Source organism: Salaquimonas pukyongi (assembly GCF_001953055.1).
Taxonomy (GTDB): Bacteria; Pseudomonadota; Alphaproteobacteria; order Rhizobiales; family Rhizobiaceae; genus Salaquimonas; species Salaquimonas pukyongi.
Map to the genome: position 1 here is coordinate 1,125,406 of NZ_CP019044.1, position 19,813 is coordinate 1,145,218.

16 protein-coding genes and 1 tRNA gene are annotated in these 19,813 nt (G+C 58.4%); 13 read left to right on the top strand and 4 right to left on the bottom strand.

Annotated elements, in window-relative coordinates:
• Positions 1-3: 3 nt before the first annotated feature.
• Together BVL55_RS05440 and BVL55_RS05445 are read right to left on the bottom strand one after the other, a co-directional pair.
• Positions 4-3,498, bottom strand: coding sequence for a class I SAM-dependent DNA methyltransferase (locus BVL55_RS05440; protein WP_075996055.1), 3,495 nt, complete (start codon positions 3,496-3,498; stop codon positions 4-6).
• 313 nt (positions 3,499-3,811) lie between these two features.
• On the bottom strand, positions 3,812-7,327 hold the full coding sequence (locus BVL55_RS05445; RefSeq protein ID WP_156892428.1) for an autotransporter outer membrane beta-barrel domain-containing protein: 3,516 nt from the start codon (positions 7,325-7,327) through the stop codon (positions 3,812-3,814).
• Between the two features lie 574 nt (positions 7,328-7,901).
• Here BVL55_RS05445 and BVL55_RS05450 point away from each other — a divergent pair.
• Complete coding sequence (locus tag BVL55_RS05450; protein ID WP_075996057.1) at positions 7,902-9,173, top strand: L,D-transpeptidase family protein; 1,272 nt, start codon at positions 7,902-7,904, stop codon at positions 9,171-9,173.
• Between the two features lie 188 nt (positions 9,174-9,361).
• Complete coding sequence (locus tag BVL55_RS05455; RefSeq protein WP_075996058.1) at positions 9,362-10,135, top strand: MBL fold metallo-hydrolase; 774 nt, start codon at positions 9,362-9,364, stop codon at positions 10,133-10,135.
• A 172-nt stretch (positions 10,136-10,307) separates the two neighbouring features.
• On the opposite strand, the gene BVL55_RS05460 is transcribed toward BVL55_RS05455, so the two are convergent.
• Both BVL55_RS05460 and BVL55_RS16400 read right to left on the bottom strand, forming a co-directional pair.
• Positions 10,308-10,381: transfer RNA gene (locus tag BVL55_RS05460), tRNA-Gln, on the bottom strand.
• A 265-nt stretch (positions 10,382-10,646) separates the two neighbouring features.
• Positions 10,647-11,126, bottom strand: coding sequence for a hypothetical protein (locus tag BVL55_RS16400; RefSeq protein WP_156892429.1), 480 nt, complete (start codon positions 11,124-11,126; stop codon positions 10,647-10,649).
• A 48-nt stretch (positions 11,127-11,174) separates the two neighbouring features.
• Here BVL55_RS16400 and BVL55_RS05465 point away from each other — a divergent pair, with 48 nt between their 5' ends.
• From BVL55_RS05465 to BVL55_RS05505, 11 genes are all read left to right on the top strand, one after another.
• A complete protein-coding gene (locus tag BVL55_RS05465) occupies positions 11,175-12,731 on the top strand; it encodes a Ppx/GppA family phosphatase (RefSeq protein ID WP_244530597.1) in 1,557 nt (518 codons plus the stop codon).
• Positions 12,728-13,492, top strand: coding sequence for an RlmE family RNA methyltransferase (locus BVL55_RS05470; protein WP_083649384.1), 765 nt, complete (start codon positions 12,728-12,730; stop codon positions 13,490-13,492). The genes BVL55_RS05465 and BVL55_RS05470 overlap by 4 nt, the downstream gene beginning before the upstream one ends.
• Before the next feature lie 167 nt (positions 13,493-13,659).
• Positions 13,660-15,324 carry a putative bifunctional diguanylate cyclase/phosphodiesterase gene (locus BVL55_RS05475; RefSeq protein WP_342097960.1) on the top strand — a complete coding sequence of 555 codons (1,665 nt, stop codon included), beginning with the start codon at positions 13,660-13,662 and terminating at the stop codon, positions 15,322-15,324.
• Positions 15,325-15,419: 95 nt separating this feature from the next.
• Positions 15,420-16,013 (top strand): thymidine kinase, encoded by a 594-nt coding sequence (locus BVL55_RS05480; RefSeq protein ID WP_075996060.1) that lies wholly within the window; start codon positions 15,420-15,422, stop codon positions 16,011-16,013.
• Positions 16,014-16,027: 14 nt separating this feature from the next.
• The gene (gene nthA / locus BVL55_RS05485) at positions 16,028-16,672 is read left to right on the top strand and encodes a nitrile hydratase subunit alpha (RefSeq protein ID WP_075996061.1); all 645 of its coding nucleotides are present in this window, start codon (positions 16,028-16,030) and stop codon (positions 16,670-16,672) included.
• Positions 16,669-17,328: a nitrile hydratase subunit beta gene (gene nthB / locus BVL55_RS05490; RefSeq protein ID WP_075996062.1), complete on the top strand. Its 660-nt coding sequence runs from the start codon at positions 16,669-16,671 to the stop codon at positions 17,326-17,328. The genes nthA and nthB overlap by 4 nt, the downstream gene beginning before the upstream one ends.
• Complete coding sequence (locus BVL55_RS05495; RefSeq protein ID WP_075996063.1) at positions 17,325-17,675, top strand: nitrile hydratase accessory protein; 351 nt, start codon at positions 17,325-17,327, stop codon at positions 17,673-17,675. Before nthB ends, BVL55_RS05495 begins: the two co-directional genes overlap by 4 nt.
• Before the next feature lie 220 nt (positions 17,676-17,895).
• Positions 17,896-18,417 carry a hypothetical protein gene (locus BVL55_RS05500; RefSeq protein WP_156892430.1) on the top strand — a complete coding sequence of 174 codons (522 nt, stop codon included), beginning with the start codon at positions 17,896-17,898 and terminating at the stop codon, positions 18,415-18,417.
• A gap of 155 nt (positions 18,418-18,572) precedes the next feature.
• On the top strand, positions 18,573-18,698 hold the full coding sequence (locus BVL55_RS17180) for a hypothetical protein (protein ID WP_280161843.1): 126 nt from the start codon (positions 18,573-18,575) through the stop codon (positions 18,696-18,698).
• Entirely contained in the window at positions 18,695-19,108 is a 414-nt protein-coding gene (locus BVL55_RS16405) for a hypothetical protein (protein ID WP_156892431.1), read from the top strand. Before BVL55_RS17180 ends, BVL55_RS16405 begins: the two co-directional genes overlap by 4 nt.
• The gene (locus tag BVL55_RS05505) at positions 19,108-19,611 is read left to right on the top strand and encodes a hypothetical protein (RefSeq protein WP_075996065.1); all 504 of its coding nucleotides are present in this window, start codon (positions 19,108-19,110) and stop codon (positions 19,609-19,611) included. The genes BVL55_RS16405 and BVL55_RS05505 overlap by 1 nt, the downstream gene beginning before the upstream one ends.
• Positions 19,612-19,813: the final 202 nt, after the last annotated feature.

Here is a 19,813-nt window from a genome sequence, read left to right on the forward strand (position 1 = left end):
TCATCAGGCGGCCCGTTTCAGTGTGACCGTCTTGTTGCCGTCGTGCGAGGTCAGTTCTCCCATACGGGCCATGGCAAGCAGGGTGGATATGATCTGCTTGCGTACCTTCATGCCTTGCGAAAAGTGCGCGGCAATTTCAGGAATGGAAAGCGAGTGCCCGGCATTGGCCAGAACATGGGTAACGGCAATGGTCTGCGCCAGTTCGTCGGTGGGATATTTTGGCTTCCTCGTTTTAGTTGCCGGCGCCGCCTGCTCGCCCAGATCGGCTTCGATCTGTTCCTCCAGCTTGGCTTTTTCCGCTGCTGAGCCAAAGCGCGGTATCTGGTATTCGGGCCGCAGCCAGCGCACGGTGCCGCGTTTTTCCTCTTCTGCCCGCTCCTTGTTGAGCGCGACCAGATTGGCGAGAATTTCCTGCTCGGACAAGTCAGCAGGCCAGCCATAGGCACGGGCAACGGCTTCATCCAACCTGTCATGCAAATGCTTGAGCGTCGTCACCAGCGCCTTGTCGTGGATTTCATGCTCCTCGGGGGTGAGGTGCATGTCGGCTCCGCCCTCATGGTGAGCTTGTCGAACCATAGGGGCGGCCCCTTCTCCTTCGACAGGCTCAGGATGAGAGGCCGCGCCAGCCCTTAGCTTCTCCAGCACGTTGTACATCTGCGTCAGCGTCACGCCATGCTCTGCCTGCGCACGTTTTCGATGCGCATCGATCTCCTCCGCCAGCGCACCGATCTCGGCGCGGGTTTTGTCGTCAGGATCGGGAAACGGAAATGGGTCGAAGCAGCGGGATTTGTTGTAGCGAACATTTCCTTTGTATACTCCAAGTGACCCAGCGCTCGCTTTCATCCATAGGATCGAATGAATGTCCGACATCAATACGCCAAGAACAAAGGGATCATCCGAACCAATCGCAATGATCATATGGTCTGGCAGATAATCGGTGCTGAGAAATTGAAACACGCGGTGTTTCGCTGTTTCGGTGGTTCCAATGTAATTCTGAAGTCGTTCCAAAGCTGGCCTGAAGGTCCGACGGGGCTCTCCAAATATCCACCAACGCTTTTTGAAGGCAGGACGGCGATTTTTATCACGTTCAGGCTTCACGTTGGTGAGAAGATGTTGGAACGCGTTTGGAAACCGCTCCCTTGCTTCTTTTTCGTCCAAACCAAAGAAGTCAATGACGTAGCGCCGGGACCAGCTTCGAACCAGCTCACCACCGTTGATGAATGGTTTGATAACCGAGCCAGCCGCTTCTCTATCCAATTTCCTAAGATGGTTGGCTTCCGATTCACTTAGCACAAAACCGCGTCCTGCCAGCATCATGCCATTGCACGACATTCCCTCATTTGCCTGTAGCTCTACGGCAGATGTCAGATCAGCGCCGATCGAAAGATTGGCATGTATTTTCCCGAAATCGTGGCGAAAACTGATTTCAGGATCGTCCGTATCAAGGGCTTTTTCGTTGGTCACTTTCAAAAGCTGCCCAACGCTGTTTTTATCTTCGGCAACAGTCATGGCTATTCGGACTGACGCTGTATCCTTGGAGGCTTTGGTCCATGGATGATCCGGTATCGCCATTACCACAGAGATTGGATTCTTGTCGCCAAGGCGCTCTTCAAGAATACGCCTGTTGAATATCTGGGTAATGGAGTTTGTCGTCACAAGCCCGAAGCGCCGGAGCTTTGTCCCCCTACGTGTGAGGATTTCCGCTGCCCGGTCCCACCAGTACATGACGAAATCGGCGCTCTTGTTGATGTGCTTGTTAACCTTCCACAAAGCCTCAACATAATCGTCGCCGAGCGCTTCACGCATCATTGCGCCCTTGCCAATAAACGGCGGATTGCCGACGATGAATTCGGCCTCCGGCCAGTCCGGCCGTCGAGCATTGGGAAAGGTCTCCTTGCCGTCCTTGATGGTCGGCACGGGATAGCCATCCCAGGTCAGCACCGCATCACCTTGTCGAATATTGCCATAGTCGCGCAACACGGGATCGCTTGGCAGTTCGCCCCGGTTGCGCTTGTGCCATTGCAGGAAGCCGATCCACAGCACCAGTTCGGCGATGTGGCGGGCGCGATGGTTGAGTTCGATCCCGAGAAATTGATGCGGGTCGACTTCGTGCCGTTCAAGTCCGCGTAGCGCTTCCTGTCCGCCAAGATCAAGCAGCGCTTCCAGTACTTCGCCTTCCAGCCGTTTCATCAGTTCCAGCGAAACATAGAGGAAGTTGCCCGTGCCGCATGCAGGGTCCAGCACCCTTGTGTTAAACAGTTTTTCGTGGAATTCGCGCACCACCTTGATGGCTTCGGCGTCGCGTTTTTCCGAATGCAGGCGTTCAGCCGTGTTGCGCACGTTACGCCAGTCTTCCTGCAGCGGTTCCATGATGGTGGCAATCACCAGCCGTTCCACATAGGCACGTGGCGTGTAGTGAGCGCCGAGCTTTGACCGGTCAGTTGGCGAGAGCGCCTGTTCCAGAAGCGTTCCAAAGATGGACGGGTCCACCTCCGTCCAGTCTGCATCAGCAGCGTGGCGCAGTTCGCCGATCTCCTCCTGATTTAGCTCAAACACCTTGGATGAAGCGAAAAGATTACCATTGAATTGGCGTACCTTGGCGGCAATTCCGTAGGCGAATTCGCCCTTGTCCATTGCCTGCCACAGTTGACTTACCATGGGCGCGAAATTTTCCGGCTTGTCCTCACAGCCTTTCAGCATGTCGCGAAAGCTGTCTTTTGGCAGCAGTTCCATGTCTTCGGCAAACATGGTGAAAAGGCAGCGCATCAGGAAAGCGGCAACCTCTTCGGGGTCATGCTTGGCAGCTTCCAGCGATTTGGATACCTGCGCCAGACGCTCGGCGATTTCCCGTGATGCCTTCACCGCGCGCGCCGTGGGGTCCAGTGATTTCGGGTCTTCCCAGATCGCTTTCAGACGCTCTCTGGTTTTGGCATCACGCAAGTCATCCAGGTAAATGCGGTAACCGCGACGGTCGGGAAACTGGGAGTAGTTCTTTCCCTGACCGGTGAAATCTGCATAGACCTCGATACAGAACCCCACATCGCAGACCAGTATGAAGGGTGGCCAGCCATCGGCTGCAGGGAGTGCCTTGGCGTACTCTTCCGCCTGACGGCGGGCATTCATCATCAGAACGTCCCATTTGCGGTCGGCACGGCGGCTTGCGCCCTTGTCGTCCTCGGCGCGGAACAGGTCTTCCTGATTATCGAGTTTTTTCTGGCTGGCGCGTTTGACGCTTTGCTTGGCCTCAAGGACGAATGAACCGCGTTTGTAGAGATCAATGCGGCCATGGCCGGTACGGTTTCCCGCCTCGCGAAAGGTGACTGCGCGTTCGAAAACATAGGCGTTGTTTTCGGTATCTGTGCTCGCCGGCTCGGGCTTCTCAACGCCCACGATTTCGCACAGTTCGGTGAGAAACAACGGAAAATTGGCACGTTCGGCCCCGCCCGCATTTTCCTGCCAGCGCTTGATAAAGGCTTCAAGCTGATCGTCAGCACTCATACCTAAATTCCCCTCACACCTGCCTTATTCTAGAAAGTCGCGGGCAAAAGGCAAAGCGGAAAGCGGGGCAGGTGGCGTTTTCAGCAAAAACTTATCGCACGCTTTTCCCTCCTCCCCCTATCCTTCACCCACTGTCACCCGTGCAGACACCGGTCTGATATCGCAGCCGCCTCTTTTCCCGGTATCAGGGCGTGAAGACCTGGTCAGCAAAAAACCCCGGTCCGAAGACCGGGGTTTTGCATTCTTTCAGATAATCCCCGCTCCGCCGCCGGCCAGGGGAGCCGGCGGCAGGGCAGGGCGAGGCGGCGAAGCCTCAGAAGGTAAAGCGGATGCCGGCGCTGCCGCTGATGGTTGAGGTGGTGTCGCCGAATTCTGTCGCCACCCGGCCATAAAGCTTGGCGCTGTCGGTCAATTGGGTGGTGAAGCGGGCCGAAAGGCCGAGCAGCAGGTCTTCGGTCTCGTTGGTAACCGGCAGGCCGCCAACGCCAACTTCGGTTTCCGACATGTCCCAGATCACGGCTGCCCGCAACTCGCCGGTTACCCGCTGGCCCAGTTCGTTGACACCGGCGCTGACCAGGCCAAGAGAGGCCTCATAGCGCTGGGACACCGTGTTGGTTTCAAATTCGAGCCCCATGGAGTCCTTGTAGGGGGCGCCCTCGATCTGGTTCATCTGGGCCGACAGGCGCGCATCCAGGAAGGTGTTCTCGCTCAGCGCCATCTGCTTGCCGATGGCTGCCAGTCCGCCGAACAGCGTGGCGTCTTCTTCCGACGTCGCGCCGAGCAGGGCGTTGGAGGCCTCGGTCGCAAGCTGGCCATAGACCAGCATGCCCATGGCGTAGAACTCGTCCTGGCGCAGGGTGGCATAGATGCCCCCCATCGTGCTGGTCACATCGGCCGAAGAGCCGTCCTCCACCGAGACCGATGCCATGCCGTAGCTGGCGAATGCGCCGACGCGAACCTTGCCGCATTCCTCGATCAGCGAGCCGCCAAGGTCGATGTCGCCGCCCACCGTGATTCCGTATCCGGTGGTATCATAGCCGGCAAAGGTCTGGCCCCCGCTGCTCACCGCGTCGCGGTCGGTGCGGTAGGCGGAAAGGTCGATCCAGGCTGCCGTGGAGTCGGCGCAGGCGCCCGCAAAGCTCTGCCGCCCTGTCGGATCGCCATATGGATCGGTCTCGTCAACCGGGCGCTCGGGATCGGAAAGGCGGGGCGTTTCGGGCAGGCCGGGAAGGTTGGGGCCGCTGATTGCCGCCAGCACCGCATTGCCCGCTCCGCCAATTGCCGCGCCTGCCGAGCCCGCACCGGCTGCTGCTGCTGCCGCCGCGCCGCCCGCGGTCGCGCCGCTTGCCGGCGTTACCCACTGCAGGAAGACACCATTGGTGCTGCCGCCTTCATCGACCAGGAAATAGCTTCTTGCCGCCGAAGAGGGGTCGTTGAGGAAGACGAAGTCCTCGGACGGGGTCAGGGTGTCGCCAGGGGAGGGAACGGCAGGGTCAACACGGCCATCATCGTCGACGATTGCGATGGAGCCCGTGATCGGCACCGCACCGCCGCCGATGATGCGGGTGTCGACAAGCACCGGGCTGCCGGCAGTGATGTTGCTGCGGTCAACGCTGGTAACGGTCAGAACATCGGAAGTCTGCAGGGAAGGATTGGTGTCGACCTCAAGAATACTGCCGCTTTCCGGCGCATAAATCTGCACGGTGATGGAATCATCGGCAACGCCGTCCACCATGGTGACGGTATTGTTGGTCTGAACGCGAAGATCGCCGCGCGATCCGCCCGCTTCATTGCGGATGATGAGATCGCCGTCGGTCTGGCGGAAGGTCGAATGAACGCCGCCTGCATCGGTGAACAGGTTGAGGTTGTCGATGGTGTTCTGCTGCTCACCGGCGACTTCCGTATTGTCCAGGGAGAAGGCCTGGCCGAACATGTTGACGTCGTTGAAGCTCTCGAAGATGAGATCGTCGGCAGGGTCCAGATCGTAGATATAGGCACTGTCCTCGCCGGCATCGCCGTTGAAACGGGGCGACGCCAGGTTGAGCGGGCCGGTTGCGCCGGCCGGTGCTGTCAGGCCGGTTCCCGCCAGGTCCGGATTTGCGGCGAATTCGTCGCCGCCGAAATCGATCACCAGCGTGTCGAGCCCGTCGCCGAGATTGATTTCGCCATTGATCGTGCCGCCGAACAGGCCGACCTCATCGGGACCGGAACCTGCAAAAATGGCATTGCCGCCGTCCGCTTCGCTGGTATCGAGCGTGTTGGCGTTGATCGTGCCGCCATAAATGTTGAAGACATCGCCTTCATCGGCCCGCCGCACGGGCAGGGCAGAACCCAGGCCGTTATTGAGCGTCACACCCGCATGGACATTGAACACGTCGCCGACAGTGTTCGAACCGAACACCTGGCCGTTGACGGTGCCGCTGTTCAGATTGATGATGTCGTTGTCGGAGCCGGTGTCGAGATTGGCATCCAGCGTGCCGCCATCAAGGTTGAAGGTATCTTCGCCACCGCCCAGGCTGACCGTCTGGTAGATACCGCCGATCAGCGCGTTGATGGTGCCGCTCACCGACAGGGTGTCGCCATCGGTGCCAAGGTCGACAACTTCGCCGGGTACAAGTGCGCCCAGTCCGCTGGCATCGGTGAAATTGACCGTGGTGCCGGCTGCAATGTCGATGGTTTCCACACCGTCAGCGCCTTCCAGCGCGCCGATTGTGACCGTGCCGGAGAGGTTGACCGTGTCATCGCCGGTGCCCAGATCCACAAGCCCGGTTACCGTGCCGCCGCTCATGCCGAATATGTCGTTGCCAACGCCCATATCGACCCCGCCGCCGACATTCGTTGTGCCCGAGATCAGGATTTCATCTTCGCCGCCGAACAGGTTGATGTCCTCGGCAATGCTCGAAGTGCCGCTGATTTCGACATAATCATTACCGGTACCGCCGCTGATCGTGTTGTTGGTGCCGTTGACGGTAGAGTTGGCAATGTAGAGGCCACCGGTGGTGACAACCTCGGTTACCGAAATGCTCTCGCCGGCAGCGCCGGCCGTGCCTGTAAAGCCGGCTGTGATGGCGAGCGAATTGTCGTTGTCGCCATTGCCCATGTCGATACGGCCATGCACGGTCGAGTTGTTGATCTCGATGCGATCGCCGTCATTGCCGCCATCGATGAGAACATTGTTGGTCTGGTCGGCGCGGCCAATGACGCTGCCGCTTTCGATCAGAATGAAATCACTCCCGTTCTCGCCTTCGATAACCCGCACATTGCCGGTCTGCTGGGCAACGGTCGAATTGGTGATGCGGATGATGTCATTGCCGTTGTTGAGATCGAAGCGGCCCTGGACGGTTGAATTGGTGATGATGAATTCGTCAAGATATTCGCCGCCACCAACAACACCGTTGAAATTGGGGCTGACCACGCCGCCCGAAAGCACGCCGTTGACGTTCAGGGTGTGCCCGATGACCTGAAAGACGTTGTTGCCGCCTTGCGGGTCTTCATTGCCGGGGGAGACGCTGATGCCGAGCGCCAGATCCTCAAGCGTGTTCACGTCGCCGCGAATGTCGATGAAGTCGTTGCCCTGGTCCAGATTGATGTCGCCGCCGGTATAGGACCCGGCGTTGAGGATCAGCGTGTCGTTGCCGGTACCGCCATCGGGTGGAGCGCCATCCGTGGTACACTCGATGATGTCGTCGCCTGCCGTGGTCGAACCGGTACAAGCTGCCTGGGCCGGATTGGCTGCAAAAACCGCAAGTCCGAGCGTCATCGCAGTCGTTGAGACAGAACAAAGCATCAGGCCGCGCGAAAAGCGCTGACCCATACGGAGTATGGTCATGAAATTGCCCCCTGTAACCTGCCGGATGGTTCGGCAGTCGATCAAAAATTTCTGCTGACCAGAACCTGAAGAGAAAGAGGATCCGCCGCATCAGCAATCCCACGCTTTGGCCCAAATGGTTAACAAAAGGTTAATGGAATTGCTTGGGCACTACGGGGAAGTATCAGATATATTACAGCGAGAATCAGTTTTATATTTTATTGTAGGATATTTTACTTTTATCGCGCGCCGTTTGCGCGATTCGCTTGTGTGAAGCTTGTGGCGGTAAAGCTTTCGGTTGATGCTGCAAATCGGCGTGCCGCCATCTGCCGGAAGCGCGTTTGGCCGTGACATCTTTACCGCTGGCAGGAACCCGAAACCAGCGGCTTCAACCCGGGCACCTGCCAGGCGCCGGCACAATACTCAAATCGCCATGGTTAACGCTTTCTATACAACCGCTCACTTAGGATTGATGGGCGAATCGGGATATCGACTTGAAAGTGGTATCGATTTCCGCCCATGAAGGGCGGTAAAGCCTTTCAATGGTCACATTTGCGCCTATATAACCGGCCATCCGCAAAACACGGGATCGACTATGAAGAGACGCGAATTTCTTGGCGGTGCGACCGCATTGCTGGGGGCCTCGGCCCTTTCGGGGACGATGGCCGGCACCGAGGCGCGTGCGGAAAGCGTCATCGATCGCATCCTGAAGAATCCCGGCCATGGCAGCTGGAATGACCAGTTCGATGCTCAGGCATCGGGTGTTGCGCTCAATTCCTCGAAATCGCCGATCTTCTCAGAGCAGACGCCCTTTCATATCGAGCGGGCGATTGGCGAGTATCGCGGCATTGTCGGCAATGGCGGCTGGCCCGTGGTGCCGGCAAACCAGAAACTGAAACTGGGCGCCACCTCGCGCAATGTGCCGCTGCTGCGCCAGCGGCTGGCCATCTCCGGCGATCTTGACCGGGCTGCCGGCAGTTCGGAAGTCTACGACACATGGGTGACGGCGGCGGTAAAACGCTTTCAGGCCCGCCATGGCCTGCCGGCCGACGGGGTTCTTGGACGCTTCACCTATGCGGCGATGAACATTCCCGCCTCGACCCGCCTTGGCCAGCTTGAAACCAACCTGGTGCGCCTGCGCGCCATGTCGGGTTTTCTCGGCCAGCGTTATGTCATGGTCAACATTCCCGCTGCCCATATCGAGGCGGTGGAAAACGGTGAGGTGGTCTCCCGCCACACGGCGATTGTCGGCAAGGTCGACCGCCAGTCGCCGATCCTGAATTCCAAGATTCACGAGATAAACCTCAATCCGTACTGGACGGCACCGGTTTCCATCGTGAAGAAGGACATTATTCCGCTGATGCAGAAGGACCCGACCTATCTGACGCGCAATGCGATTCGCATTTTTGCGCCGGACGGCACGGAAATTCCGCCGCAAAGCATCGACTGGAATTCAGAGCAGGCCGTGGACTACATGTTCCGCCAGGACCCCGGCCGCATCAACGCCATGGGCTCGGTGAAGATCAACTTCCCCAATCCCCACGCCGTCTACATGCACGATACTCCCCAGCAGAGCCTGTTTGGCAAGCTGCTTCGTTTTGAATCCTCCGGCTGTGTGCGCGTCCAGAACGTGCGCGACCTGGTGGCCTGGCTCGTCAAGGACACGCCGGGCTGGTCGCGCCGCGAGATTGAGCGCGTCATCGAAAGCGGTGAGCGCATCGACGTGGCGCTTGCCGAGCCCGTGCCGGTCTATTTCACCTATGTGACCGCCTGGGCGACGGAAACCGGCGTGGTCCAGTTCCGCGATGATATCTACCGCCGCGACGGGGTGGAGGAGCTGGCGCTCGGCACGGGCACCACGCTTTAAGCGGCCTAGTGCCCTGAATTCGGAATTTGGCCGCGGTTCTGCTTCCAGGATCTGCCTGGATGGTGGCGGACTGCATCCGGTTGACGGTGTGTTTGCCTGTTATGCTTTCGCCGTTACCGGCTTCCCGGCTACATTCGCCGGCGGATGGCTGGGGATAAACGTTGATAATTGCAAGGAGAGGAAACCTCATGAACCAGACCAGACGCCAGTTTGTTGCCACCGCCTCGGCGATAGCCGGAACTGTGACCTTGCTGCCTTATGGCGTGCGCGCCGCAGGCCATGGTGGCGATGTATTTGAAGCCTCCGGCGGCAACATCACTGTCCATCCCGTCAGCCACGCCTCCTTTGTCATGGAAACGCCCGCCGGTACCATCTATGCCGATCCGGTCGGCGACGCGGCAGCCTATAGCAGCTTTCCGGCGCCTGACCTCATCCTCATCACCCACGAGCACGGCGACCACTACAAGGCGGATACGCTTTCGGCGATCATTGCCGAAAACACGTCAATCATCACGAATCCGGCGGTTTTCGCCATGCTGCCCGATACGCTCAAGGCCAGGGCATCACAGATCGCCAATGGCGGGTCGAGTGAATTCAACGGCGTGTCGATCGAGGCCATCCCCGCCTATAACACAACCAAGGAGCGGTTGAATTTCCACCCGAAAGGCCGCGACAACGGCTATGTGCTCGGCTTTGAAGGCCTGCGCGTCTATATATCCGGCGACACCGAGGACATTCCCGAAATGCGGGCGCTGACGGGCATCGATCTTGCATTTGTCTGCATGAACCTGCCATTCACCATGGATGTCGAACAGGCCGCTTCCGCGGTTGCCGAGTTCAAGCCGAAATACGTCTATCCTTATCACTATCGCGGCCGCGATGGCGGCACCCAGGATCCAGAAGCCTTTGCAAAGCTCGTTGGCGATGGTGTGGAGGTTAAGCTGGCTGGCTGGTACGCCTAGCTGTGTTGTTGACAAACAGGTTGCGGGCAGATCGGAAAAGCTGAATGTGCAACCAAGGCCGGCGGATTAGAGCGCTGTGCCATTGGTGATGAAACGTGTAGTGCCTCAAGAAATGCACACCGGCATTCCATGACGATTGGAAATTCTCTCAATAAATTATCGCCGGAAAGGCTGGCTGGGGATCCTGGATTCGAACCAGGACTGACGGAGTCAGAGTCCGCTGTTCTACCGTTAAACTAATCCCCAGTAGGATGGTTTCGCTGCCTTCAACACACCGGCGGTGCATCGAGAGATGACCGGCGGGACGTGCCCGGTACCGTGCCATGCGAAAAGCCTGGGCAGCTATTACTGCCCAAAAACGGCATTTGCAAGCCCATTTGCAAGCCCGTCCTGCCGCTTTAAGGAACGCCGGGCTAAAGCGCTCGATGACAGCGGCAGGCCGGCAAACCCGTGGGAGGGGTCTAGGCGTATCGACATTCAGGATTTGGAGCGCGGTATGGGGGAAAATCGTTCAATTCCAGAAGCCGGACCGATGACAGGTCGCTATCCTTTCGAGGTTCCGCGACGCCGAAGTGGGCGATTTTCCCCCTAATTCTTGCAGAACGCGGCGGATTTTGCCCCTGGCATCGTTGAAAACCCCTTGTGGCGGGGCCATACCACGGCGGACCACGGCGGTTTTTTCGCCTTGCCAGAGACGAAATCCGTCTCGCGCCGCGTCCGAAACCTGAATGTCGATACAGCCTAAGGCAGACGCCAGCGGACCATTACAAGCTTGATGGGGTATTTGCGAATTGCATTTTGAGTGGTAGCCTTTTGCCAACTGTAAACATCCGATCGGGCCGACGTGCCGGATCTGAAAGGCATCAAATTGAGCAGATTCCCTGGCCATTCGCGCCGAAAGGGGAAGAAGCGAAGCCGTAAAAACGTTGAAAAGAAAGAAGTTTTCGATGACACGCTCAGCGCTTTTCAACGCAATCCTGAACTGCAGCAAACGCCAGCGCCAAGAAGCGGCGGATCACCGCGGGATGATGACCGCGCAGTGCATGCCGGCGGTGATGCCGGCCATCCTGCCGCCGGCAAGGCCGCCAATCAGCACCCGCTGAACAGCAGAACAGGCAAACGGAACGCATCTTCCATTAGTCCGGTTTCCGGCCGCCAAAAGCAGCCGGCGGGCGAGCATGCCCATGGCGGCCCCCCCTCCGGCGGCCGGGACAAGCCGGTGCCGGCAAACGCCTTTGGTGCGTCGCGGCCAAACGGCAAGCAAAAACGCAGGCGCAGACACAATGGCGAAGCCGAAATCCGCGGCCTGCGCGGCCCGGTGGAACCGGCGCCGGATGTTGTCTACCACCCGGGCCGGGGCAACGCCGCCGGCGGTTCTGCGCAGCGCGGTGAAACCGCCGTGCCCGACCACGGCGCAGAAAACAGACCGCACAGACAGAAAAGGCCGCAACATCCGGGCAGCCGTGCAGATCACAAGCGTGGTGGCAATGAAGCAGGCGGCAGAGGCCGCAAGCAGACCAGAGCAGAACCCGGCCGAAGACATGGGGCCCCAGCCAGTCATGGCCGCCCGGCACGAAACACAAGACCGCTTTATGCAGCGCTCGATCTTGGCACCAACAATTGCCGGCTGCTCATCGCCCTGCCGCAACAAAAGGGCCGGTTCCGGGTGATCGACGGGTTTTCCCGCATCGTTCGGCTGGGGGAGGGAATGGCACAATCCGGCGAACTTTCGCAGGCCGCCATGGACCGTGCGCTTGAGGCATTGAAGGTGTGTGCCGGCAAGTTGATCAGCCACGATATCAGCCGCCACCGCCTGATCGCGACGGAGGCCTGCCGCCAGGCCGGCAATGGCAAGGCGTTTCTTGACAGGGTGTATGAACATACCGGCATGAAGCTGGAAATCATCGACCGCAAGACGGAAGCCTATCTTGCTGCCGAGGGCTGCGGTTCGCTGATCGACCGCAAGGCGGAGGCCGCGGTATTGTTTGACATCGGCGGCGGTTCGTCCGAGCTCGTGCTTGTCAGGCGGGGCCGCAAGAACGCCGCGATATCCGAACAGATCCTGGACTGGACCTCGCTGCAGATCGGTGTGGTGACGCTTGCCGAGCGTTTTGGCGGCAAGATGGTCGACCAGGAACTGTTCGAGCGCATGGTGGAAGAGGTGCGCGTCCACCTTGCCGAATTTGCCGACAATGAGGGTTTTTCCCGGGTGTGGCGCAATGGCCGGGTGCACCTTCTGGGCACGTCTGGAACGGTGACGACGCTTGCAGGCATTCACCTTGACCTGCCGCGCTATGAGCGCCGTCTGGTCGACGGATTGTGGATGCGTTCTGATGATATCGACACGGTACTGCGCCAGTTGATAGCAATGGATTATGACCAGCGCGCCAGCAGTCCGTGCATCGGGCAGGAGAGGGCCGACCTGGTGATGGCCGGTTGTGCCATTTTGGAGGCCATCCGGCGCACCTGGCCCTGCCAGACCCTCAGAGTGGCCGACCGGGGGCTGCGCGAGGGTGCGCTGACGCAATTGATGAGTGCAGACAATGCCTGGCTGCCGCCCAAAAAGGGCCGCTGGGTGAGAAAGAAACAGCGATGAGCAAGGGAGAACCGCCCGGCGGAAAGGGCAGAACCGGCAGGGGAGCTTCTTCCGGTACTCCCGGTGTGCGCGGCCGCAGCGGCCGCCAAAGCGTCAAGAGCCGCAGCCTGACCACGAAGGTGAAGACGGCAAGGGGCCGCAAACTGTCCTCCACCCTCTGGCTGCAGCGCCAGTTGAACGATCCGTATGTGAAGCAGGCCAAGGCAGAAGGCTATGCATCAAGGGCCGCCTACAAGCTGAAGGAAATCGATGACCGCCATGGCCTGCTCGGCCGCGGCAAGCGGGTTATCGATCTGGGGGCAGCCCCCGGCGGATGGACCCAGGTGAGCGTGGAGCGGACCGGTTCCACGGCGGAAAACATTTTGGTGGTGGGGATCGACTATCTGAAGATGATCGAGGTTCCCGGCGCGACCATTCTGCAGAAGGACTTTCTCGATGAGGATGCGCCCGATCTTCTGATGGCGGCCCTGGGTGGCGGACTGCCGGATGTCGTTCTGTCGGACATGGCCGCGCCGACCACCGGGCACCGCAAGACCGACCATCTGCGGACCATGCATCTGGTGGAAGTTGCTCTCGACTTTGCCGTAAAGGTGCTCAAACCGGGCGGGCACTTCCTGTGCAAGACCTTTCAGGGCGGCACCGAGGCTGAACTGCTCAAGGCGATGAAGAAACGCTTCGGCTCGGTGCATCACGTCAAGCCGCCGGCCTCTCGCACCGGCTCGGTCGAATTGTACCTTCTGGCCAAGGATTTCCAAGGATAGTGCCTTGACCCGCCAGCGGGCACCAGCCGTTTACCTCCCGCTAACCACGTTGACTGTTTTGCCGGTCCAAACCCGGTCAAAGCGCTGATTTGTACAGCGCGGCAGGAGGGCATTTACCTTTTTTACCCATGGTCGCCTCAATGGATCGGGGAACAGGAAAAGCGGCAATGCAGAACAAGGACGGCAGGAAAAGGCGTTTTCTTGACCGGGTTGCCGCGCAGGCCAAGGATCACAACCGCATCTTTCTGATTGCGGCTGCATTCTTCCTGATCGCCTCCGGCTTCGTTTCGCTCACCACCGAATGGCTCGTTTCGCCGCAATCGGCCAAGTACTGGATCTCCGCACTGATGGCGAGTGCGGCTGCCTGCATTATTGTCCAGCTGATGAGTGTGGACACCAAGGAGTCCCTGGACAGGCAACGCGAGGAAGCAGCATCCGAACAAGACGACCGGTCAGGCAAGGACAGGAACGAGCCTGGCCGCCGGGAAGATGGCAAGGTCCTGACCCTTTCCTTTACCGACAAGACAACCGGTCTTGGCAACAAGATGCGGTTTTTGGAGAAATTCAAGACGGTTTCCCAGGCAGCCAATCTGAAGAACGGAAACGAACAACCGGCGAGCTTTGCTGTCGGGGTTCTCAATCTGGACGGCATGAAGCCGATCAACGACCTTTACGGCCTTGCCGGCGGCGATCTGCTGCTGACCCAATGCGCCAACCGCCTTCGCGCGGCAATTGAGGATAACGGCTACGTTTTCCGCTATGAGGGCGACGAGTTCTCCTTCATCCTTCCAGATGCCACCAGCCGCGAGGAAGTTAAGCAGATGGGGCGGTTGCTGCAGGAGGTGCTGGCTGCGCCCTTCGACATCAACGGCTCTTCGGTACGGTTGTCGGCATCATTCGGCTTTGCCCTTTATCCCGAAGCGGGCACCACGATCGAAAAGATGACGGCCGCACTCGAAACGGCGCTGTATCATTCCAAGCGCCGCGGCAGGGGCCGCCTGACGATCCATTCTTCGGAAATCGAGCAGACCGTTCGCGAAAACGCCATTCTGGAGCAGGCGCTCAGACGCGCCATTTCCGACGACAACATCTCGCCGCACTATCAGCCGATTGTTTCCCTGCAGGAAGGCAATCTGCTGGGATTTGAGGCACTTGCCCGCTGGATTGATCCTGAGCTGGGCTTTGTCTCTCCGGCGAAATTCGTGCCGCTGGCCGAAGAACGCGGCATCATCGCGCAATTGACGGAACTGCTGCTTTTCAAGGCTGCGAAAACCGCCTCCGAATGGCCGGAGGACCTGTTTTTGTCCTTTAACCTGTCCAGCACCCAATTGGTTGACCCCAATACGGCCAACGAAATCCTCAACGTCATCGAGCAGGCCGGATTGCCGCCGCACCGCCTGGAAATCGAGGTGACGGAAACCGCGATGATGAGCGATCCGGAAACCGCCGAACAGATCATCGCGGAACTGCACGATGCCGGGGTGCGCGTTTCGATGGATGATTTCGGTACCGGTCAGTCGAGCCTTGGAAGGCTGCGCGACCTGAAGCTCGACAAGGTGAAAATCGACCGGGCATTTGTAATGGCGCTTGCCAACGACAGGCCATCCCAGCACATTGTCCGTGCCATTCTGGAAATGTGCGCCGGACTGGACCTTACCGTGGTTGCCGAGGGGATCGAGGAAATCGATCAGGCCGAAAACCTGAAGCGTTACGGCTGTCACGCCGGCCAGGGTTATCTGTTCGGCAAGCCCCAGGATGCCCTGCGCACCATGAGCTATATTCGCGAATTCCGGCGCATTTCAAAATCGGACCGCGAAGCAAAAATCGCCTGAGCCATCACCTGCCGTAGTTGTGGAGACCTTGCCGGGACGCTTGAAAGCGGGCGGCGGGAAAGGCATGGAATACCGGCAACCATTCTGCCGGTGCCATGGCCAAACTCTATTTTTCCTACTCGGCGATGAATGCCGGGAAATCCACCGTCCTGCTGCAGGCCTCCCACAATTACCGGGAGCGCGGCATGCATACGCTGCTGCTCACCTCCGCGTTCGACGACCGGCAGGGGCAGGGGCGGATCGTCTCGCGCATCGGCCTCGACATGGCCGCCGAGCTGTTTGACCCCGATACCGATCTGCACGCCTTTGTTGCAAAGGAGCACGCTTGCAGAAAGCTTGATTGCGTGTTTGTCGATGAGGCGCAGTTTCTTACCGAAGACCAGGTCTGGCAACTGGCACGGGTGGGCGATGAGATGGGCATCCCGGTCATGTGTTACGGGCTGCGGACGGATTTTCAGGGAAAGCTGTTTCCCGGCTCTGCCATTTTGCTGGCGATTGCCGATCAGCTTCGCGAAATCCGCACGATCTGCTGGTGCGGTTCGAAGGCAATCATGGTTGTGCGCCTCGATGGAAAGGGGAAGATCATCGAGGACGGCGAACAGATTGTCATCGGCGGTGAAGACAAGTACGTTTCGCTGTGCAGGAAGCACTGGTCGAAAAAGCAGCTTGGCCCTGCCGGATCAAAATAGCCGGATGAGAACAGATGGGTAAAGACGACGGTCACGATCACCATGATCATGAGCATTCCCATCTGGAGGGAATGGAACTGAAGGTTCGCACGCTGGAGTCACTGCTGGTGGAAAAGGGCTATGTCGACCCCGGCGCGCTGGACGAGATTGTCGAAACCTATGAGACCCGCGTCGGCCCGCGCAACGGGGCGAAGGTCGTTGCCAGGGCCTGGAGCGATGCGGCCTATCTTGAGCGCCTGCGCGAGGATGCAACGGCGGCCATTGCCGAACTCGGCTTTTCCGGCCGCCAGGGCGAGCACATGCGCATCGTCGAGAATACGGCTGAAGTCCACAACATGGTCGTGTGCACCTTGTGCTCCTGTTATCCGTGGCCGGTGCTGGGCCTGCCGCCGGTCTGGTACAAATCGGCGCCCTATCGCTCGCGGGCGGTAAGCGAACCTGAAACCGTGCTGGCGGAGTTCGGCGTCAAACTGCCGGAAGGCAAGACCATCCGCGTGTGGGATTCGACCGCCGAAATGCGCTATCTCGTCATCCCCGAGCGCCCGCCACAAACCCAGGGCTGGGATGAAGAGCAACTCGCCGCACTGGTCACCCGTGACAGCATGATCGGCACGGGACTGGCGCTTTCGCCGGGCGCAGCTTCAGGACAAGCCACATGAACGGCCCGCACGACATGGGCGGCATGCAATGTTACGGTCCCGTCGAGCCGGAAATTGATGAGCCGGTGTTTCATGGCGAATGGGAAAAGCGGGCATTGGCCATTACCGTTGCCATGGGGGCAGCGGGCATGTGGAACCTCGATCAGTCGCGCTTTGCCCGTGAAAACCTGCCGCCGGTTGCCTATCTTTCTTCCTCCTACTATCAGATCTGGCTGGCCGGGCTCGAAAGCCTGATGAAAGCACGCGGCATGGTGAATGGCGCAGAGCTTGAGAGCGGAAAACTGGAAATTTCTGCAGTGCAAACGAAGCGCCCGGCGCCGGACCGGGCCGCCATGGGTGTGGCGCTTGCTGCCGGCGGCCCCGTAAGCCGGGAGACTTCCACACAGCCGGCATTTGCGCCGGGCGAACCCATTGTTGCCCGCAACCACCATCCGCAGGGCCACACCCGCCTGCCGCGCTATGTGCGGGGCAGGCCCGGCATCATCGCCGCCGTGCAGGGTTTTCATGTCTTTCCCGATGCAAATGCAGATGGGCAGGGGGAAGACCCCCACTGGCTTTATTCGGTAGCATTTCGCGCCCGAGACCTGTTTGGCGCCGGCAGCCATGAAGTGTTTGTCGATTGCTGGGAGCCGTATCTTGAAAGGGCGGTGGAATGAGCGCTCAGGATGCACTTGCTGCCGTTCCGGGCATACCGCGCGATTGCGGTGAGCCGGTCTTTGCCGAACCCTGGGAGGCGCGGGCCTTTGCCCTCGCCGTGCATCTTAATGAGCGCGGCGTGTTCACATGGGACGAATGGGCAGAAGCCTTCGGCGCCAATCTGAAGGCAAATACCAGGGCGGGCGAGCCAAACTCCTATTACGAGGTCTGGTGGCACACGCTGGAGGAGATCGGCGAGCAACATGCCCTTGCCAGCGTGCAGGAACGTGCCCGCCGTTCAGCACAATGGCAGGCTGCCGCGGCAAGAACGCCCCATGGCGAGCCGATAGAGCTTGATCGCGCGTAATGCCGGGCCGTTCTGGCGCCATGAGCTGAATGTGGTTTGTTGCCACGCCATGGCATCATCTTTCAACACCCCCAATTATGGGGAGTTGTATCCGCCGCCTGGGCTTGATCTCATGCACCCATGATTCGCGTTTTGCGTGTGGGGCTATGGGCCGGTTGCGTGTCGAAGAGATGACGCGCGAACTGGTGGCGGGCGAATTAAAGTGTGGGAGTTATAAAGCGTGACAGCGAACAAGACCGGCGAAGAGACCCGTCGGCACCGTCCATGGTGGAAGAAGAAGCGCTGGTGGGTCGTGGGGTTGTTGGTGCTTTGGATTACGGGAGCATATTCCGTTCCGAGGTTTCCGTATTTGGGGCACGTATTTTACACTTATCCAATTGATGAGGAGATACTGATCCGCGGAAAACCGCTGTCAAGCTGGCAGGATAAACACGGCCGCCCCAACAACAACGCCATACGTTATTACAAGGCATCGGCCATCGCCTTTCCCGACTTTAACGCCTGCATTGACGATCAGGGTGCCATGTACTGGCGCAGGCTTCGGTTCCTTGAGGATCTTGAAGTCTGCGCCTTCTGGGCGGCAAGGCAATTTGGTGATGCCGACAAGCTGCTTGGATGGCTGAAGCCGGGAGATTCCAATCAGAGGCTGAATATTCTCAAAGTGGATTCAATACTGATGCGCAGTTACGGCGTCCATGGTGATGGAAATAGAATAAACGTTAGCTACCTTATCCCCCAATGACGGCGCGTATCAGCCGGTTTGCCGGCTATGCTGAACGCCTGTTGCGCCCTCCGAACGCACTGGTGGGTTCTTTCAGTGTTTCGCTGGTTCTGGACGGCGGCGGCAATCCGCTGGATGTCAATAGCGGTTATAATTTGAAATAGGGAGAAATGAATATGGCAGGCCTGTATCTTGCATCAAATCTCGTGGCGGCCGGCTATGGTCACCTGCAAATTGTCTATGAAACCGCAGGTGGCGAATTGGTGGCGGGCGAATTTGAGTGTGGGAGTTTCAGGGCGTGACAGCGAACAAGACCGGCGAAGAGACCCGTCGGCACCGGCCATGGTGGAAGAAGAAGCGCTGGTGGGTCGTAGCGGGCTATTTGGCATACCTTCTCGTTCCGTATTCATTCTATGGACCAGCGGCATCATGTATTACCTCGCAAAATGCAAGATGGTTCCAGCAGGCAGTGATGTCATACGCAAAAACTGAGAATTATTTCGCGGATAAAGTTCTGAACTATGTTCAGAACAGTGGATATCGTATTCGAAATATTGATATTAAAGATAAGAACTATACGGTCGTATTTGATAGACCAAGAAATGATATGTCCTGCTTCCCAATTGGCTTCTCGATTATAGATAGAAAAATTATCCGCCTGGATATTAGCAAGGAAGCGGGACGATCTGATAGAATTGAAAGGGCTTGGTAATGAGTGAGATACGATTTTTATCAGATTTCATGACTCGCAAATTCATTCTCTGGAAATTAACGCCGCGCGCAAACATTTCCTTCCTTGTTTTCTGCGCCATTTCCTTCGTGGCGATTCTACCGATTACAGCCATGACTGAACTTCACGCGGAAGAAGCCAGCATGAAGGACGGTATCCCCTGGCAGGAAATCAAAACGCTGCAACAACTCGAAAGTCACCTCGAACAGCAGGCGATATTGCTGGGTAGCAAAGAGCAAATCCGGGACTATCTGGAAAACTCCGGTTTTAAAGTTGGGGTGATTCCAGTTGGCTCTTTGGTGATGCGTCTTAATGGATTCAATGAACCCGGAGTTTCGGTTCAAGGCACGCGCGACCCGAGCGAGATCGATGGTCCGCTTGGTCGTTGGTGGCGGCGAACATTCGCATACGGATTGTTTGTATCCGTAACGATATCAAAATCTGGAAATCTGGTTAGCACACAGGCTCTGTACAACTACGAGTAAGAGGAATTGAGGATGGCAATCCAAATTGCAGCAAATTACATCAACTTAACGCCGGGTTGGGGGCATCTTCAGATTGTGCGCGTTGATGGTACATCAAAGCTTGAAATTGAAGCGCAGGCGCCGGATTTGGTTCTTCTTGGTGATTTTGATTTCCCACCGATACGCGATCACACAACGAATACACCAAACTATTCCGACACAA

What these genes read in the sequence shown, in the direction of transcription:
- BVL55_RS05440 (WP_075996055.1), bottom strand. Translation starts at nt 3,498, where the DNA reads ATGAGTGCTGACGATCAGCTTGAAGCCTTTATCAAGCGCTGGCAGGAA.
- BVL55_RS05445 (WP_156892428.1), bottom strand. Translation starts at nt 7,327, where the DNA reads ATGACCATACTCCGTATGGGTCAGCGCTTTTCGCGCGGCCTGATGCTT.
- BVL55_RS05450 (WP_075996057.1), top strand. Translation starts at nt 7,902, where the DNA reads ATGAAGAGACGCGAATTTCTTGGCGGTGCGACCGCATTGCTGGGGGCC.
- BVL55_RS05455 (WP_075996058.1), top strand. Translation starts at nt 9,362, where the DNA reads ATGAACCAGACCAGACGCCAGTTTGTTGCCACCGCCTCGGCGATAGCC.
- BVL55_RS05470 (WP_083649384.1), top strand. Translation starts at nt 12,728, where the DNA reads ATGAGCAAGGGAGAACCGCCCGGCGGAAAGGGCAGAACCGGCAGGGGA.
- BVL55_RS05475 (WP_342097960.1), top strand. Translation starts at nt 13,660, where the DNA reads ATGCAGAACAAGGACGGCAGGAAAAGGCGTTTTCTTGACCGGGTTGCC.
- BVL55_RS05480 (WP_075996060.1), top strand. Translation starts at nt 15,420, where the DNA reads ATGGCCAAACTCTATTTTTCCTACTCGGCGATGAATGCCGGGAAATCC.
- nthA (WP_075996061.1), top strand. Translation starts at nt 16,028, where the DNA reads ATGGGTAAAGACGACGGTCACGATCACCATGATCATGAGCATTCCCAT.
- nthB (WP_075996062.1), top strand. Translation starts at nt 16,669, where the DNA reads ATGAACGGCCCGCACGACATGGGCGGCATGCAATGTTACGGTCCCGTC.
- BVL55_RS05495 (WP_075996063.1), top strand. Translation starts at nt 17,325, where the DNA reads ATGAGCGCTCAGGATGCACTTGCTGCCGTTCCGGGCATACCGCGCGAT.
- BVL55_RS17180 (WP_280161843.1), top strand. Translation starts at nt 18,573, where the DNA reads ATGGCAGGCCTGTATCTTGCATCAAATCTCGTGGCGGCCGGCTATGGT.
- BVL55_RS05505 (WP_075996065.1), top strand. Translation starts at nt 19,108, where the DNA reads ATGAGTGAGATACGATTTTTATCAGATTTCATGACTCGCAAATTCATT.